Raw genomic sequence first — 16,676 nt, 5'->3', positions numbered from 1 at the left:
AGGACAAGCGTGTCCGGCATTGGCGACCCCCTCTCCCCGTTGTTCGCGGGGAGAGGGTGAGGGTGAGGGGCAGCGCCACCCTCAAAAAATGATCGCCTAGCGCGTAAAACTCTGGGCGTTGCCGGCGTCGACATTGACGATATTGCCGGTCGACTTGGCCGACATGTCGGAGGCGAAGAAATAGATCGCCTCGGCGATGTCTTCGGGGAACACCGAACGCTTCAGCATCGAGCGTGAGCGGTAGTGTTCCTCAAGGTCGTCAGTCGACATCTTGTAGGCGGCGGCGCGCTGTTCCTTCCACTCGCCGGTCCAGATCTTCGAGCCGCGCAGCACGGCGTCGGGATTGACGACATTGACCCTGATCTGGGCCTCCGCGCCTTCCAGGGCCAGGCAGCGCGCCAGATGGATTTCGGCGGCCTTGGCCGTGCAATAGGCGGCGGCATTGGGCGATGCGGCAAGCCCGTTCTTGGAGGCAACGAAGACGACATTGCCGCCGATCTTCTGCGCCCGAAACAGCCGGAATGCTTCGCGCGACGCGAGGAAATAGCCGGTCGACAAGATGTCCATGTTCTTGTTCCACAGCGCCAGCGTCGTCTCCTCGATCGGCGCCGAGGTTGCCAGGCCGGCATTCGACACCAGGATGTCGATGCCGCCGAACTCGACCGCCGTCTCGGCGAAACCGGAGATCACCTGGTCCTCTGACGTGACGTCGATCACCACCGGCCGCACGAAATCCTTGCCATAGGCCTTGGCCAATTCGTCACTGGCGCTGGCAAGGGCGGTCTCGTCGATGTCGGCCAGCACGACGCAGGCGCCCTCGCGCAGCAGCCGGTTGGCCGTCGCCCGGCCGATGCCGCCGGCGCCGCCGGTGACCAGCGCGATCTGGCCGGCAAGCGCTTTCGGCTTGGGCAGGCGCTGCAGCTTCGCCTCTTCGAGCAGCCAGTATTCGATGTCGAAGGCTTCCTGCTCGGGCAGGCCGACATAGGTCGACACTGTCGAGGCACCGCGCATGACATTGATGGCATTGACGTAGAATTCGCCCGAAATGCGCGCCGTCGCCTTGTCGCCGGCGAAGGTGAACATGCCGACGCCGGGCATCAGATAGACCACGGCGTTCGGATCACGCACCGGCGGCGAATCCGCATGCTTGCACCTGTCATAATAGGCCTGGTAGCCAACGCGATACTCCGCCAAATCGTCGGCGAGACGGGCGATGACGGCGTCGACATCGGGATTTTTGGGATCGAATTCGATGACCAGCGGCCGGATCTTGGTGCGCAGGAAATGATCCGGGCAGGAGGTGCCGAGCGCCGCCAGCGGGCGCAAATCCTTCGAATTGACGAATTCGAGCACGGCCGGCGAATCGTCGAAATGGCCGAGCTTGTGACTATTCTCCGAAATCAGGCCGCGGATCCTCGGCATCAGCCTTGCGGCCACGGCGCGACGCGCCGGCGCGTCGAGCGATTTGACGACTTCGCCGCCGAAGATCGGCTTGCCTTCAGACTTGCGCTCGAACCAGTCGATCGCCTGGTTGATCACCGAGATCGTCGTCTCGTAGCATTCCTTTGGGGTGTCGCCCCAGGTGAACAGGCCATGGCTTGCCAGCACAACGCCCTTGGCCTCAGGGTTTTCGGAGCAGAATTTTTCCAGCCACAGGCCGAGCTCGAAGCCCGGACGCTTCCATGGCAGCCAGCCGATCGCGTCGCCGAAGATCTCCCTGGTCAGCGCCTGCGAATCCTTGGCGGCGGCAATCGCGATGATGGCGTCGGGATGCATGTGGTCGACATGCGGCTTCGGCACGAAGGCGTGCAGCGGCGTGTCGATCGAGGCCGCGCGTGGGTTAAGATTGAAGGTGCAATGGGGCAGATAGGCGACCATCTCGTCCTCATGCTCGAGGCCGCGATAGAGACCCTTAAGCGCGCGCAACTTGTCCATGTAGAGGGTGGCGAAACCGTCGAGCTTGATCGAGGCGCTGTCGCCGCCCGAGCCCTTCACCCACAGCACTTCCACGCTTTCGCCGGTGAGTGGATCCTTTTGCCATACCTTGGAAGAGGTGTTGCCGCCGCCATAGTTGGTGACGCGCTTGTCGAAGCCAAGAACATTCGAGCGATAGACGAGACGTTCCGGCTCGCTCATTCCCCGGGCTGTCGCCTCATCCCAAAGATTGGTGAGGCGCGTGCCGGAGCGCTTGTCAAGCATAGGTAATCCTCCCGTGACGTGAGACGCGCAAACGGTGCGGTCAATTGCGACCGCATAGCGGGTCAGCTTCGGTCGAATGTCCACGGAAGGAGCGGCATTGTCAATCACAAACGATCAAGATTGATCATACTGCACTGCACAATGGAATTATATGATCGGAAATGATTGACACTGCGCGTTTTGGGTGCCTAGATGCTGAGGCAGGGAGGAACCATGCACGAGAAAGAGCGCCACAGGATCATTTTGTCCGCCGTCCAGGAAAAGCCTGTGGTGACGGTGCAGGAGATGGTCGACCTGACAGACTCGTCCGAGGCGACGATCCGGCGCGACATCGCCGCACTGCATGTGCAAAAGCGCCTGCGCCGGGTGCGTGGCGGCGCCGAGGCGATCACCCCGCCGCAATTCATCGGCCTTGCCGGCCGGCCTTTTTCCGTCAACGAGACGATCAACGCTGTGCAGAAGCGGGCGATCGCGCGGGACGCCGTGGAACTGTGCAATGACGGCGAGCCGATCATCATCAATGGCGGCACCACCACCTTCCAGATGGTGCATTTCCTGACCGGCCGCCGCATGCCGATCTTCACCAATTCCTTTCCGATCGCCGAGCACCTGCTCAAGCACTCCAAGAACACGGTGATGCTGTCGGGCGGCACCATCTACCGCGAGCAGAACATCATCCTGTCGCCCTTCGACAATGACGTGACGCGCAATTTCTATGCGCGCCGCATGTTCATGGGCGCGCAAGGGCTCGGGCCACTCGGCCTGATGGAAGGCGATCCACTGCTGATCCAGGCCGAGCAGAAACTGATCGATCAGGCCGACGAACTGGTGGTGCTGGTCGACTCGTCAAAATTCCGCAAACGCTCGAGCCTGATCCTGTGCGGCCTGTCGCGCATTGCCACGGTCATCACCGACGACGGCATCGAGGATCGCGAGGCCAAGATGTTGGAGGCCGCCGGTGTGACGCTGGTCGTCGCCCGCACAACGGCAGGCAATAGGGAAGAATCTTCGCTGCAGGCCTGAGGGTTCGCAGCGGCGATGGAATGCAACGCTCAAGGGAGGATATTCGATGAGCTTTCTGAAGAAATTGATGGTTACGGCGGCGTTCTCCGCCGCCATCTTCGTGAATGCGGCCTATGCCGAGAACGTCAAGATCGCGCTGGTGGTGAAGTCGCTCGGCAACGGCTTCTTCGATGCAGCCAACAAGGGCGCCGAAGAGGCGGCCAAGGAACTCGGCGACGTCGATATCATCTACACCGGCCCGACCAAGGCGACCGCCGAAGCGCAGATCGAGGTGATCAATTCGTTGATCGCCCAAAAGGTCAACGCGATCGCCATTTCGGCCAATGACGCCGACGCGCTGGTGCCGGCGCTGAAGAAGGCGATGGATCGCGGCATCACCGTCATCTCGTGGGATTCCGGCGTCGCTCCGGAAGGCCGCCAGCTCCACCTCAACCCCTCGGACACCAACCTGATCGGCGAGACCATCATCAAGCTTGCCGCCGACTATCTGCCGGAAGGCGGCGATGTCGCCATACTGTCGGCTTCGTCGACCGCGACCAACCAGAACGCCTGGATCGAAGCGGCCAAGAAGGTGCTGCCGGAGAAATTCCCCAAGATCAATCTCGTCGCCACCGTCTATGGCGACGACGACTCGGCCAAGAGCACGGACGAGGCCAAGGGCCTGCTGAAATCCTATCCGAACCTCAAGGCGATCATCGCACCGACCACGGTCGGCGTCGTGGCCGCCGCCCAGGTGGTGACCGACCAGGGCCTGATCGGCAAGGTCAATGTCACCGGCCTGGCGCTGCCGTCGGAGTTCAAGAAGTTCATCGACAACGGCGCCAGCCAGGCTGTCGCACTGTGGAACCCGATCGATCTCGGCTACTCGGCCGTCTACCTCGCCCATGATCTGGCGGTGAAGAAGGAAGAAGCCAAGCCGGGTGCGACGCTGTCGATCGGCCGTGTCGGCAAGGTCACCCTCGACGACACCAACTCGGCCGCGATGGCTCCGCCCTTCAAGTTCGACAAGTCGAACATCGAAGAGTTCTCCAAGATCTATTGATCCTGGAGCCCTTCAAGCCGGCGCGGCGGAGCTCAAGTTCCGCCGCGTCCTCAAACGGACCTGCTTAAGGGCTTGATACGACTATGGACACGACAGCCCAACTCGACCCGACCACTGAGCAGCCTTTGGATGCGGCTCCGCGCCTGACCCTGGCCGGCATCTCGAAGAGTTTTCCCGGCGTGCGCGCGCTGCATGATGTCAGCCTGTCGCTCTACCCAGGCCAGGTGACCGCGCTGATCGGCGAGAACGGCGCCGGCAAGTCGACGCTGGTCAAGATCATGACAGGCATCTATCAGCCTGATACAGGCACGATCAGCATCGATGGCCAGGCCGTGACCTTGCCCAGCGCGCATGCCGCCTTCGGGCACGGCATCACCGCCATCCACCAAGAAACCGTGCTGTTCGACGACCTGACGGTGGCCGAGAACATCTTTCTCGGCCATGCGCCGCGATCGCGCCTCGGCACCATCGACTGGCGCACCATGCGCAAGAATGCCCGTGAAGTACTGAACACCATGGGTGCCGGCCACATCGACGCCGATGCGCGGCTGAAGGATCTCGGCATCGCCAACAAGCACCTCGTCGCAGTCGCCCGCGCCATGTCGATCGACGCCCAGATCGTCATTATGGACGAGCCGACCGCAGCGCTGTCGCTGAAGGAGATCGAGGAGCTGTTTTTGCTGGTCGAGTTCCTGAAGAGCGAAGGCAAGGCGATCCTGTTCATCAGCCACAAGTTCGACGAGATCTATCGCATCGCCGACCGTTACACGGTGTTCCGCGACGGCGAGATGGTCGGCGAAGGCCTGATCAGGGATGCCGGACAGAGCCAGATCGTGCGCATGATGGTCGGCCGCGCCGTCGATCACATCTTTCCGCAACGCAAGGCCGAGATCGGCGCGCCGGTGCTTGCCGTCTCCGGCCTGTCGCACCCGACCGAGTTCGACGACATCGGCTTCGAGCTGCACAGAGGCGAGATCCTCGGCTTCTACGGCCTTGTCGGCGCCGGCCGCAGCGAGGTGATGCAGGCGATATCAGGCATCACCCGCACCAGCAGCGGCACCATCACGCTGGAAGGCAAGGCGATCATGCCGAAATCGGCGGCGGATTCGATCGACGCCGGCATCGTCTACGTGCCGGAAGAACGCGGCAAGCAAGGCGTGGTGATCGGCCTGCCGATCTTCCAGAATCTCTCGCTGCCCTCGCTCAAGCGCACATCCAAGTCAGGTGTGTTGCAGCTGGCCGAAGAGTTCGCGCTAGCCCGTTCCTATACCGAGCGGCTCGATCTGCGCGCCGCCTCGCTCAGCCAGGACGTCGGCACTTTGTCGGGCGGCAACCAGCAGAAGATCGTCATCGCCAAATGGCTGGCGACCGCGCCCAAGGTGATCATCCTCGACGAGCCGACCAAAGGCATCGACATCGGCTCGAAAGCCGCCGTGCACGGCTTCATGGCCGAGCTGGTCGCTCAAGGGTTGTCGGTGATCATGGTGTCGTCCGAACTGCCCGAGATCCTCGGCATGTCCGACCGGGTCATCGTCATGCGCGAGGGCCGCATCGCCTCGATCTATGACAACAAGGGGCTCGACGCCGAAACGCTGGTCAAGACGGCAGCAGGGATTGTGGCATGAAGGTTTTGCTCAAATATCGCGAAGTCTGGCTGCTCGCGGCAATCGTCGTGCTGATCGGGCTGATCTCGATGCGCTTTCCGGGCTTTGCTGCCTTCGGCAATCTGCGCCAGGTGTTCAACGACACCTCGATCCTGATGATCCTGGCGCTGGGGCAGATGGTGGTGATCCTGACCCGCTCGATCGACCTGTCGATGGCGTCGAACCTGTGCTTCACCGGCATGGTGGTGGCGATGCTGAACGCCGCGCATCCGGCAATCCCGATCCCGCTGCTGATCGTCATCGCACTTCTGGTCGGCCTGGTGCTCGGCGCGATCAACGGCCTGCTGGTATGGCGGCTGAACATTCCCTCGATCGTGGTGACGCTCGGCACGCTCACCATCTATCGCGGCGCTACCTTCGTCATTTCAGGCGGCGCCTGGGTCAATGCCGATCAGATGAGCCCTGATTTCATCGGCCTGCAGCGCGCGGCCTTTCTCGGCATTCCAGTGCTGTCGTGGATCGCCATACTGGTCATCGCCTTGTTCTTCCTGTTGATGACGCGCACCGCGCTCGGCCGCTCGATCTATGCCATCGGCGTCAATCCGACAGCATCGATCTACGCCGGCATCGATGTCGGCCGCACCAAGTTCATTGTCTTCTGCATCTCGGGGATGGCCGCCGGTCTGTGCGGCTATCTCTGGATCTCACGCTATGTCATCGCCTCGGTCGAGGTCGCCAATGGCTACGAGCTCAACATCATCGCCGCCTGCGTCATCGGCGGCATCTCGATCGCCGGCGGCATCGGCTCGGTCGGCGGCGCAGTGCTTGGTGCGCTGTTCCTCGGCATCATCTCCAACGCGCTGCCGGTCATCAACATCTCGCCGTTCTGGCAGATGGCGATTTCGGGCAGCGCCATCATCCTGGCCGTGGTGCTCAACGCGCGCGGCGAACGCCGGCAAGGCCGCATTATTCTCAAGAAGGCGGAAGCGGCATGACCGACACCCCAGCCCCGCGCCACATTCCCGACCGGCTCGACACGCCGCTCAACTCGGCGATCTTCTCGTGGGAGGCCCTGCTGGTCGCGGTGGCGGTCGCCATCTTTGCCGTCAACAGCTTCGCCTCGCCCTATTTCCTCGACGCGTGGTCGCTGTCGGACCTGACCTTCAACTTCACCGAGAAGGCGCTGATCGCGCTCGCCATGGCGCTGCTGATCATTTCCGGAGAGATCGACCTGTCGGTCGCCGCCATCATTGCGCTGGCCTCGACGATGATGGGCATGGCGGTGCAGGCCGGCGCCGGCACGCCGGTGCTGGTGGCGATCGGCATCCTGGTCGGGCTCGGCTGCGGCGCCTTCAACGGGCTGCTCGTCACCAGGCTCGGCCTGCCGTCGATCGTCGTCACCATCGGCACGATGAGCCTGTTTCGCGGCATCGCCTTCATCGTCCTCGGCGACCAGGCCTACAAAGGCTATCCCTCCAGCTTCGCCTTCTTCGGCCAGGGTTATGTCTGGTGGGTGGTGTCGTTCGAGCTGACGCTGTTCCTCGTCGCGGCGGTCATCTACTGGTTCCTTCTGCACCGGACCAGCTTCGGCCGCCGCGTCTTCGCCATCGGCAACAACCCGGTCGCGGCACAGTTTTCCGGCGTGCGTGTCGGCCGCATCAAGTTCATCCTGTTCTGCCTGACCGGGCTGATGGCGGGCATCACCTCGGTGCTGATCACCTCGCGGCTCGGCTCGACCCGGCCATCGATCGCGCAAGGCTATGAATTGGAAATCATCACCATGGTGGTGCTGGGTGGCGTCAGCATCCTGGGCGGCGCCGGCAGCATTTTGGGCGTGGTGCTCGCTGCCTTCATCATGGGGCTGGTGACTTTCGGCCTGGGGCTGCTCAATGTGCCCGGTATCGTCATGTCGATCTTCATCGGCCTGCTGCTGATCATCGTCATCGCGCTGCCCATCGTCTGGCGCCGGGTGCGGCGGGAGCGTTTTACCTGATGGCCGAGAAATACGCGTTCAAGATGAAGCTCAATCCCGGCATGAAGGCCGAATACAAAAGGCGTCATGACGACATCTGGCCGTCGCTGGTCGCACTGCTGAAGCAGGCCGGCGTTTCCGACTATTCGATCCATCTCGACGATGAGACCAACACCTTGTTCGGCGTGCTGTGGCGGCGCGACGGCCACGGCATGGACGACCTGCCGAAGCCACAAGGTGATGCAGCGCTGGTGGGCTGAAATGGCCAACATCATGGAGACCAGGCCTGATAACGAGCCGGTGGCGGTGCCGCTGGAAACAATGTTCCATATGGAATGACCCGCCACGTCGCCGTCATCGATATCGGCAAGACCAACGCCAAGGTGGCGCTGGTCGATCTCGCCGATCTGCGCGAAGTTGCGCTGCGCCGCATGGCGAACGCGCCTGTCCTTGACGGTCCCTACCCGCACCACGATGTCGAGCTTCTGTGGTCGTTCATCCTCGACAGCCTCGCCGAGATCAATCGCGAACAGCGCATCGACGCGATATCGATCACCACCCATGGCGCGACGGGCGCGCTGGTGGACACTGCCGGCGAGTTGGCGCTGCCGGTGCTCGACTATGAATTTGCCGGGCCCGACACCCTTGCCGAGGACTATGGCACGAACCGTCCGGCCTTCGCCGAGACGGGCACGCCGCGCCTGCCGGTCGGCCTCAATCTCGGCGCGCAGCTGTTCTGGCAGCAGAAGCGCTTTCCGGCGGAGTTCGCCAAGGCCGCCGCGATACTGATGTACCCGCAATACTGGGCCTTGCGCCTGACCGGCGTCGCCGCCAACGAAGTGACTTCGCTTGGCTGCCACACCGATCTGTGGAACCCGTGGAAGGCCGATTTTTCGTCGCTGGTCGACAAGATGCAATGGCGTCATCTGATGGCGCCGGTGCGGCCGGCGAAAGATCGCCTTGGCCCGATCCTGCCCGCGCTTGCGATACGGACCGGGCTTGATCCGCAAACGCCGGTGTTTTGCGGCTTGCACGATTCCAACGCCTCGCTGCTGCCGCATCTCCTGTCCGATACGCCGCCGTTCTCGGTCGTCTCGACCGGCACCTGGGTGGTGACGATGGCGGTTGGCGGCAACAAGATCGCGCTCGACCCGGCCCGCGACACGCTCGTCAACGTCAACGCGCTCAGTAATCCGGTGCCGTCGGCGCGTTTCATGGGCGGCCGTGAGTTTTCGCTGCTGACGGAAGGCCAATCGGATGACTGGACCGAAGCGGACATAGCCACAGTGCTCGCGCGGAAGACGTCCCTGCTGCCTTCGACCCAACAGGGTTCGGGGCCGTTCCCGCACCACAGAGCAGCATGGCTCGACGCCGACGGCATCAACGGCGGCCAGCGCTTTGCCGCCATCTCTTTCTACCTGGCGCTGATGACCGCGACCTGCCTCGACCTGATCGACGCCGACGGCCCGACGATCGTCGAGGGCCCGTTCGCCCGCAACCGGCTTTTCACGCGCATGCTCGCTGCAGCCACCGCACGTGCCGTCATCGCGTCGGAAGCCGCAACCGGCACCAGCATCGGCGCCGCCCTGCTGGCGTCCGATCATGGAACGGCCCAGGGCGGGGGCGAAAAGATCGAACCGCCGGCCGACCCAGCCTGGGCGGATTATGCACGTTCATGGCGCGCGGCGGTCGACGCACAGGGCTGATCACAAAATCCGCTTGCCAAAGGCCGACATGACGAAGTTGACGGTGTCTGTCGCAATCCGCGGTTCCAACCCTGATGTCAGGCCGGAAACGTCCATCGACAACAGCCCGCCGGACAGCGCGATCGCCTCCATAGCCTGATGCGTTTCGCGCACCGTGATGCCGCCGGAGCCCGCCGCCCAGCCGGCGAATTCGGTCACATCAGGCGAATAGCTGACATGGAAGCCTTGCGTGCCGGAGGTGGCGATGCGGATCGCCTCGTGCATCACATCGCGCATGCCCATGGCGTCGATGTCGGTCATGGTGAAGGCGCAGACGCGCGAATCCTTCAGCACCCGGGCCTCGGCCGGATCGGCATGGCGCAAACCGACAATGACGACGTTTTCCGGCGACAGTTGTGGCTGCAGCGCGCCGGGCTTGTGATCGAGACCCAGCGCCCGCGCCAGCACCGAACGTTCCGGCAGGTCGATGCCGTCCTCGTCCTCGGGCATCAGCGCGGCGATGGAATCGATCCAGATCAGGCCAAACGAGTGCGTCGCCCGCGCTGTCCCCGTCAGCGCCTTGTGGGCGATGCGCCGGTCGCTGCCGGCGGTGAGCCGGACCAGGCCGGACGGCGGCCGCTCGATATCGGCCAATTCGACGACATCGAAATTCATCGCCTCCAGCCGGGCGCCGGTCGCCTCCCTGGCCAGGATGCCGGCCGCCGCCGGTTCGGCAGATATCGACACCATCTTGCGGCCGGAGAAATCCTCGACATCGTGCATTGGCGCCTTTTCGACATATTCCGAGGTCATCGCCAGCAGCATGGCGCCATAGCTCATGCGGAAGGCGACACGATCGCCGACGGCGGGTGGCGGCTCGGCATCGGTCACGTCGAGAAGCAGATGGTCGCTGGAGGCGCCGAGCACCCGCACCCCCTTGGCAATCGGCGTCAAACCTTCGATCAACACATCCTCGCGGCCGATATTGGCGATGGCGCGCAACCTGTCGCCATCGTCGGCAAACACCGGCTGGTTGCCGAAAGCGTCGTAGCCGGATTGGCCGATCGGCCGCGAAGGCTTCAGCTTGACCTCGATGATGTCGCTGGTCAGCCGGCAGGCATCGGGTTCGAGCTCGGGCCACGGCGTCTCGCGAAAAGTTTCGACGCCACCCTGCAGGATCGCCTCGCCAACCCGCAGATTGTTGATGCCGGCGGGCAGCCTGCCTTCGAGCAGCAGCGTCAGCGACGATGACGCGCCGCCAGAGATCCAGTCGAGCGTTGCGCCGGACAGGCGCTCGGTCTTGTAGGCGTGGGCGACGAGCTGCCCGAGATTTTCCTGCGTCGGCATGATGGCGCCGAAGCAGCCGAGATTGGTGCCGATTCCGGCGATGCGCACGCCGCTGAGCGCCAGTATCTGCTCGATCGTCGGGATGAGGTCGTTCGGCCAGATGCCTTCCCTGAGGTCGCCAAGATCGATCATCAGCATGATGTCGTGGACGCGGCCCATGCGCTCGGCGATGCGCGATATTTCGCGGATGGTGGCGAGCTCGGATTGCAGGCTGATGTCGACTGTGCGCACCACCTCCTCGATGCGTGCCATCGGCGGACTGCGCAGCAGCATGATCGGGGCGGTGATGCCGCTGTCGCGCAGCCGGCGGATGTTTTCGAACCGCGATTCGGCGATGCCGGCGACGCCGCCGCGCAGCATGGCACGCGCCACCTGCGGCATGCCGCAAGTGCCCTTGGTGACGCCGAATACCTTGATGCCGGACAGGGCGCAGCGGTCGACTATGTTGCGCGCGTTGCGCTCGATGCGGCCAAGATCGATGGCGACTTGCGGTCCCGACATTTTTCTACTCAGAATTTGTGCACGGTATTAGACGCATCTTCCCGGTGCCGACACGACGATTAATTCTCCCTCAATTGACATAGACCAGCCCTTGCGGGTCGATCTCCGGCTTGCGGCCCGCGACCACATCGGCAAGGAATTTTCCCGAGCCGCAGGCCATGGTCCAGCCGACATGGCCGTGGCCGGTGTCGAGATAGAGATTGCTGTAGCGCGCCCGGCCGATGACCGGGACCGAGTTCGGCATCATCGGCCGCAGACCGGCCCAGAGCTCGGCCTTGTTCTCGTCGAAGGCGCCCGGGAAAAGCTCCTTGCCGGTCCTGAACATGGCGGCGAAATCGCTCGGCTTGTGGCTGCGGTCGAAGCCGGTGAACTCGGCGGTCGAAGCAAGCCGCAGCCGGTTGCCGAGCCTGGAATAGCCGATAAGCTGATCCTCGTCGGCGCCGCCCATGGTCGGGCCCTTGCTCTCGTCCTCCAGCGGCACGGTCGCGGTATAGCCCTTGACCGGATACACCGGCAGGTCGACGCCGTAGCGGCGGCCGAGCAGCCCGCTCTCCGGCCCCATCGAGATGACCACGGCGTCGCCTGTTATCGGGCCGGCCGAGGTCATCACCGCGCGCACCCGATCACCTTCGACGTCGAGGCCTTCGACCGTCGTGGCGTAGAGGAATTGGACGCCGAGTCTCTCGGCGGCATAGGCAGCGAGGTTTCGGGTGAACTGGCTGGAGTCGCCGGTCTGGTCCATCGGCGAATAGACGCCGCCGGCTATTCTGTCCCTGGCCCCGGCAAGGCCGGGCTCGATCTCGACCAGCCGGTCGCGGCCGACGATCTCGATCGGCAGACCGTGCTCGGCGAGATAGCGGTAATTGTCGGTGCCGGTATCAAAACTCTGCTGCGAGCGGAAGAAATAGAGAATGCCCTTCTTGCGCTCGTCATAGTGAATGCCGATGTCGGCCGAGATGGCATTGATGCAGTCGCGCGAATAAAGCGCCAGGCGCAGCTTGATGTCGGTGTTGGCGCGCAGTCGCGCATGCGTGCATTGGCGCAGGAAGCGCAGACTCCAGGCGAAGAAATAAGGATCGAAGCGCAGCCGCACCTTGATGCCGAGATCGTGGTTGTAGAGCGCGCGCAAAAACGTCCTCAGCGCAGCGGGCGAGGCCCAGGCGGTGGCGTCGCCGGGCGACACCAGGCCCGCATTCGATTGGCTGGTGCCTCGCGCCGCCATCGGATGGCGTTCGATCACGGTCACCTCGTGGCCGTCGCTCGCCAGATAGTAGGCCGCCGCCGTGCCGACGACGCCAGCGCCAAGGACCAATATCTTCATGCCGCCCCCAAAGGATCAGACGCGGCCGAAACGCCTCCACGTTTCAGCCGCGCAGCTCCTTCAATAGCGCTTCCACGCTCGATCTACGAGCCCACGGAGGAAAAACCGGGACTTCAGCTCCGCGCCGAATTCTTGCCGGTCAGGATACGCTCCCAAGCCAGCGCGTCGGCGACGATCCGGTCGAGGTCATCGCGTTGCGGGGTCCAACCGAGCTCGCGGCGCGCCAGCTCCGAATTGGCGACCACCGCCGCCGCGTCGCCCGCACGGCGCTCGCCGATCCGCACGTCGAAATCATGGCCAAAGACGCGGCGCACGCTGTCGATAACTTCGAGCACCGAATAGCCGTGGCTGTAGCCGCAATTGGCGACGAGGCTTGGTCCCCCGGCGCGCAGCCGTTCCAGCGCCAGCCGATGCGCCGCCGCCAGATCGCTGACATGGATGTAGTCGCGCATGCAAGTGCCGTCGGGCGTCGGATAGTCGGTGCCGAACACCTCCATGAAGGGCCGCTTGCCGAGCGCCGTCTCGCAGGCGACCTTGATCAGATGCGTGGCGCCCGGCGTCGACTGGCCGGTGCGGCCCCTCGGATCGGCGCCGGCGACGTTGAAGTAGCGCAACGCCGTATAGCGCAAGCCGTGGGCGATTGCGGCGTCGCGCAGCATCCATTCGCTCATCAGCTTGGACAGGCCATAGGGCGATTCCGGTGCAAGGCGCGCATCCTCGCGCACCGGCTCCAGCCCGGCGCCGCCATAGACGGCGGCGGTCGAGGAAAAGATGAAATTGGGCACGCCTTCGCGCACCGCGGTCTCGATCAGCGTGCGCGTCTTGCAGGTGTTGTTCTCGTAATAGCCGAGCGGGTCGGCGACCGATTCGGGAACCACGATGGAGCCGGCAAAATGGATGATCGCATCGACATGATTGTCGCGGATGACCCCGCCGACCAGCTCCTTGTCGGCGACATCGCCGACGACAAGCTTTGCCTCCGGCGCCACCGCCCATTCGAAGCCGGTCGAAAGCCGGTCGAGGACGACAACGCTCTCGGCCGCGTCCAGCAGTTCCCAGACCATATGGCTGCCGATATAGCCAGCGCCGCCTGTCACCAAAACCGTCATCCGTGTCCTCGCTGCTCAAGATTAATCGGAAGCTGTCTCCACACCCGCCTTACTGGAAAGCCTGCCACTGGGCCATTAGTCCATTTCCATCAGTGCCTGCGGTAACCAGTCTCATCGGCGCATGGCATCGTCCTGAAACAAAATTGATCCACATCAAGGGAATAGGCCATGATCCGTGGCCGTTAGGAACAGGCTTGGGGCGTGGCATTTTGACCAAAAAGGCCAAGTAGACGGCGAATAGGGCAATGATTATGATCCCACGCAAAAATTGGGAAGCCGAAATGAACTATCAGCGGTTCTTCGAAGACGCGATCGACCAGCTTCACGCCGAGCGTCGCTATCGCATCTTCGCCGACCTCGAGCGCATCGTGGGGAACTTCCCACGCGCCATCTGGCGCGCCAACGGCCGCGCCCAGGAAATCACCGTCTGGTGCTCCAACGACTATCTCGGCATGGGCCAGCATCCCGACGTCATCGCCGCGATGCAGAACGCCGCCGGCAAGATGGGATCTGGCGCCGGTGGCACCCGCAACATCTCCGGCACCAGCAATCCGCTGGTCGAGCTCGAACTGGAACTGGCCGACCTGCACGACAAGGAAGCCGCGCTGGTCTTTACCTCCGGCTTCGTCTCCAACGAAGCTTCGATCTCGACCATTGCGCGGCTGCTGCCCAACTGCCTGATCGTCTCGGACGAGTTGAACCACGCCTCGATGATCGAGGGCGTGCGGCGTTCGGGCGCCGAGAAGAAGATCTTCCGCCACAACGACGTTGCGCATCTCGAAAGCCTGCTACAGGCGGCGGGCCGCGAGCGCGCCAAGTTGATCGTCTTCGAGAGCGTCTATTCGATGGATGGCGATATCGCGCCGATCAAACAGATCGTCGAACTTGCCGAGCGCTACAACGCCATGACCTATATCGACGAGGTGCATGCCGTCGGCATGTACGGACCGCGCGGCGGCGGCATCACCGAGCGCGAAGGGCTGGCCGACCGTATCGACATCATCGAAGGCACGCTGGCCAAGGCGTTCGGCACGCTCGGCGGCTATATCACCGGCACAAGTGCGGTGATCGATGCCGTGCGCTCCTATGCGCCGGGCTTCATCTTCACCACGGCGCTGCCGCCGGCCATTGCCGCCGCGGCGACCACGTCGATCCGCCATCTCAAGCGCTCACAGGCCGAACGAGCCGCGCAGCAGCGCCAGGCGACGCGGACCAAGCAGGTCCTTACCGCCGCCGGCCTGCCGGTGATGGAGTCCGCTACCCACATCGTGCCGCTGCTCGTCGGCGATCCCGAGCTGTGCAAGATGGCCAGCGACCGCCTGCTCGGCGTCCACGGTATCTATATCCAGCCGATCAACTACCCGACCGTGCCGCGCGGCACCGAACGGCTGCGGATCACGCCGACGCCGTTCCATTCGGATCAACTGATCGCGGGACTGCAGGACGCTCTGGTCGAGACTTGGGATGCTTTGGGTATCTCTTACGGTTCTGCGGGCCGGCCGGCCGTGAGGGAAAGCGACCGCGTCATTCCGCTGCTGGTGCCGAAGTCCGGCGGGTGATCTTCAGCCGAGGGCATGATGGCGGTCTCCGCTCTTGGTGCCGCGTTGTTCTTCCACGCCGCGGCATTCGAAGGTCACGGTATGGTTCCTAGGGCCTACGCGACGTCGCTTCGCTTGCGCACACTCGGGCGGATCTGACTCTCACACACTCTTCATCCACTTCGCCAGCCGGTGTGCGGCTTCCTCGAGCTGGTCGAGGCGGCGGTGGAAGCATAGCCTGAGAAAGGCTTCGCCGCCGGGGCCGAAGGCGGTTCCGGGCGCCAGGCCGACATTGGCGCGGTCGACGATGTCGAAGGCGGCGGCGCGTGAATCGGTAACGCCGTCGACCGCGAAGAACAGATAGAACGCTCCCTGCGGCACGGTGAAGCGTGCCCTGCCGGTCGCAGCCAGGATGCCGCAGACCAGGTCACGCGCCGCCCTTGCCCGCTCCACCTGCTCGACGATGAAGGCATCGCCCTCATCGAGGGCGACGACCGCGCCGCGCTGCATGAACTGGGCAACGCCGGAGGTCGAATACTGGACCAGGTTCTCGAACACCTGCTGCAGCGAAGGATGGGTCTTGATCCAGCCGACCCGCCAGCCGGTCATCGCCCAGTTCTTGGAAAAACTGTTGACGAACAGGATGCGATCCTCGTCGGCCATGATATCGATAAAGGACGGCGCGCGACCATCGCCGTAGTGGAACAGCGAATAGATCTCGTCGGCGATGATCCACAGGCCCCTTCCACGGGCAAGATCGAGGATCGCCTGCAGCGTCTCCCTGTCGGCGGTCCAGCCGGTCGGGTTGGAGGGTGTGTTGACGAACAGCGCCTTTGTCCTTGGCGTGATCGCCGCCTCGATCTTGCCGACGTCGCAGGACCAGCCATTGCCGGACTGGTCGAGCGTGACAGCGACCGGAATAGCGCCCGCCACACCGGCGGCTGCGGCGAAATTCGGCCAGGCCGGCGACAGATAGACGAGTTCGTCCCCCTTCCCTGCGACGGCATCGATCGCCAGCTGGATGGCATGCATGCCCGAGCCGGTGACGATAAATTCTTCCTCGGCGAAGCGCTTGCCGAAATGCCTGACGTAATAGCGGGCGAGCGCCTGCCTCAGCTCGGGGATGCCTTTCTGCCAGGTATAGAAGGTCTCGCCGCCGGCTACCGCCCGGGCAGCGGCATCGGTGATGAAGGCGGGCGTCGGCAGGTCGCCCTCGCCGGCCCAGAGCGGGATCATGCCATCGCGGTCGCGGCCGCGGTTCATGACGGCGACAATGCCGCTTTCCGGCGCGGCCCGGGCCTCGGCGCGCAAATTCTCGATCAGGGTCATGGATAG

General features: G+C 63.7%; 12 protein-coding genes and 1 pseudogene. 8 read left to right on the top strand and 5 right to left on the bottom strand.

Annotation, left to right across the window (positions count from 1 at the left end):
• Positions 1-96: 96 nt before the first annotated feature.
• Positions 97-2,199: a bifunctional rhamnulose-1-phosphate aldolase/short-chain dehydrogenase gene (locus tag AC0L15_RS12450; protein WP_287248584.1), complete on the bottom strand. Its 2,103-nt coding sequence runs from the start codon at positions 2,197-2,199 to the stop codon at positions 97-99.
• A gap of 213 nt (positions 2,200-2,412) precedes the next feature.
• On the opposite strand from AC0L15_RS12450, the gene AC0L15_RS12445 reads away from it, so the two are divergent.
• From AC0L15_RS12445 to AC0L15_RS12415, 7 genes and pseudogenes are all read left to right on the top strand, one after another.
• Entirely contained in the window at positions 2,413-3,222 is an 810-nt protein-coding gene (locus AC0L15_RS12445; RefSeq protein ID WP_287248582.1) for a DeoR/GlpR family DNA-binding transcription regulator, read from the top strand.
• A gap of 46 nt (positions 3,223-3,268) precedes the next feature.
• Positions 3,269-4,264, top strand: a complete 996-nt coding sequence (rhaS, locus tag AC0L15_RS12440) for a rhamnose ABC transporter substrate-binding protein (RefSeq protein ID WP_023803287.1) — start codon at positions 3,269-3,271, stop codon at positions 4,262-4,264.
• An 83-nt stretch (positions 4,265-4,347) separates the two neighbouring features.
• Positions 4,348-5,889, top strand: a complete 1,542-nt coding sequence (locus tag AC0L15_RS12435) for a sugar ABC transporter ATP-binding protein (protein WP_473496395.1) — start codon at positions 4,348-4,350, stop codon at positions 5,887-5,889.
• Positions 5,886-6,863, top strand: coding sequence for an ABC transporter permease (locus AC0L15_RS12430; RefSeq protein WP_023803289.1), 978 nt, complete (start codon positions 5,886-5,888; stop codon positions 6,861-6,863). Before AC0L15_RS12435 ends, AC0L15_RS12430 begins: the two co-directional genes overlap by 4 nt.
• On the top strand, positions 6,860-7,861 hold the full coding sequence (locus AC0L15_RS12425; protein WP_473496394.1) for an ABC transporter permease: 1,002 nt from the start codon (positions 6,860-6,862) through the stop codon (positions 7,859-7,861). Before AC0L15_RS12430 ends, AC0L15_RS12425 begins: the two co-directional genes overlap by 4 nt.
• Positions 7,861-8,179, top strand: a pseudogene (gene rhaM, locus AC0L15_RS12420) (L-rhamnose mutarotase). The gene AC0L15_RS12425 and the pseudogene rhaM overlap by 1 nt, the downstream one beginning before the upstream one ends.
• On the top strand, positions 8,176-9,546 hold the full coding sequence (locus AC0L15_RS12415; RefSeq protein ID WP_287248575.1) for an FGGY-family carbohydrate kinase: 1,371 nt from the start codon (positions 8,176-8,178) through the stop codon (positions 9,544-9,546). The pseudogene rhaM and the gene AC0L15_RS12415 overlap by 4 nt, the downstream one beginning before the upstream one ends.
• Here AC0L15_RS12415 and AC0L15_RS12410 read toward each other — a convergent pair whose 3' ends face one another.
• The 3 genes from AC0L15_RS12410 to galE all read right to left on the bottom strand — a co-directional run bounded on the left by AC0L15_RS12410 (position 9,547) and on the right by galE (position 13,803).
• Positions 9,547-11,373 carry an alanine racemase gene (locus AC0L15_RS12410; RefSeq protein WP_287248573.1) on the bottom strand — a complete coding sequence of 609 codons (1,827 nt, stop codon included), beginning with the start codon at positions 11,371-11,373 and terminating at the stop codon, positions 9,547-9,549.
• 70 nt (positions 11,374-11,443) lie between these two features.
• Positions 11,444-12,694 (bottom strand): D-amino acid dehydrogenase, encoded by a 1,251-nt coding sequence (locus tag AC0L15_RS12405; protein WP_287248571.1) that lies wholly within the window; start codon positions 12,692-12,694, stop codon positions 11,444-11,446.
• Between the two features lie 113 nt (positions 12,695-12,807).
• A complete protein-coding gene (gene galE, locus AC0L15_RS12400; protein ID WP_287241639.1) occupies positions 12,808-13,803 on the bottom strand; it encodes a UDP-glucose 4-epimerase GalE in 996 nt (331 codons plus the stop codon).
• A gap of 281 nt (positions 13,804-14,084) precedes the next feature.
• Between galE and hemA the strand changes: the two genes are divergently transcribed.
• On the top strand, positions 14,085-15,362 hold the full coding sequence (gene hemA / locus AC0L15_RS12395; protein WP_287241637.1) for a 5-aminolevulinate synthase: 1,278 nt from the start codon (positions 14,085-14,087) through the stop codon (positions 15,360-15,362).
• 141 nt (positions 15,363-15,503) lie between these two features.
• On the opposite strand, the gene AC0L15_RS12390 is transcribed toward hemA, so the two are convergent.
• Complete coding sequence (locus tag AC0L15_RS12390; protein WP_287248569.1) at positions 15,504-16,670, bottom strand: pyridoxal phosphate-dependent aminotransferase; 1,167 nt, start codon at positions 16,668-16,670, stop codon at positions 15,504-15,506.
• Between the last annotated feature and the right edge of the window lie 6 nt (positions 16,671-16,676).

The sequence above is a fragment of the Mesorhizobium sp. WSM4846 genome (assembly GCF_055811415.1).
This window is presented reverse-complemented; position numbering and strand designations above follow the sequence as displayed.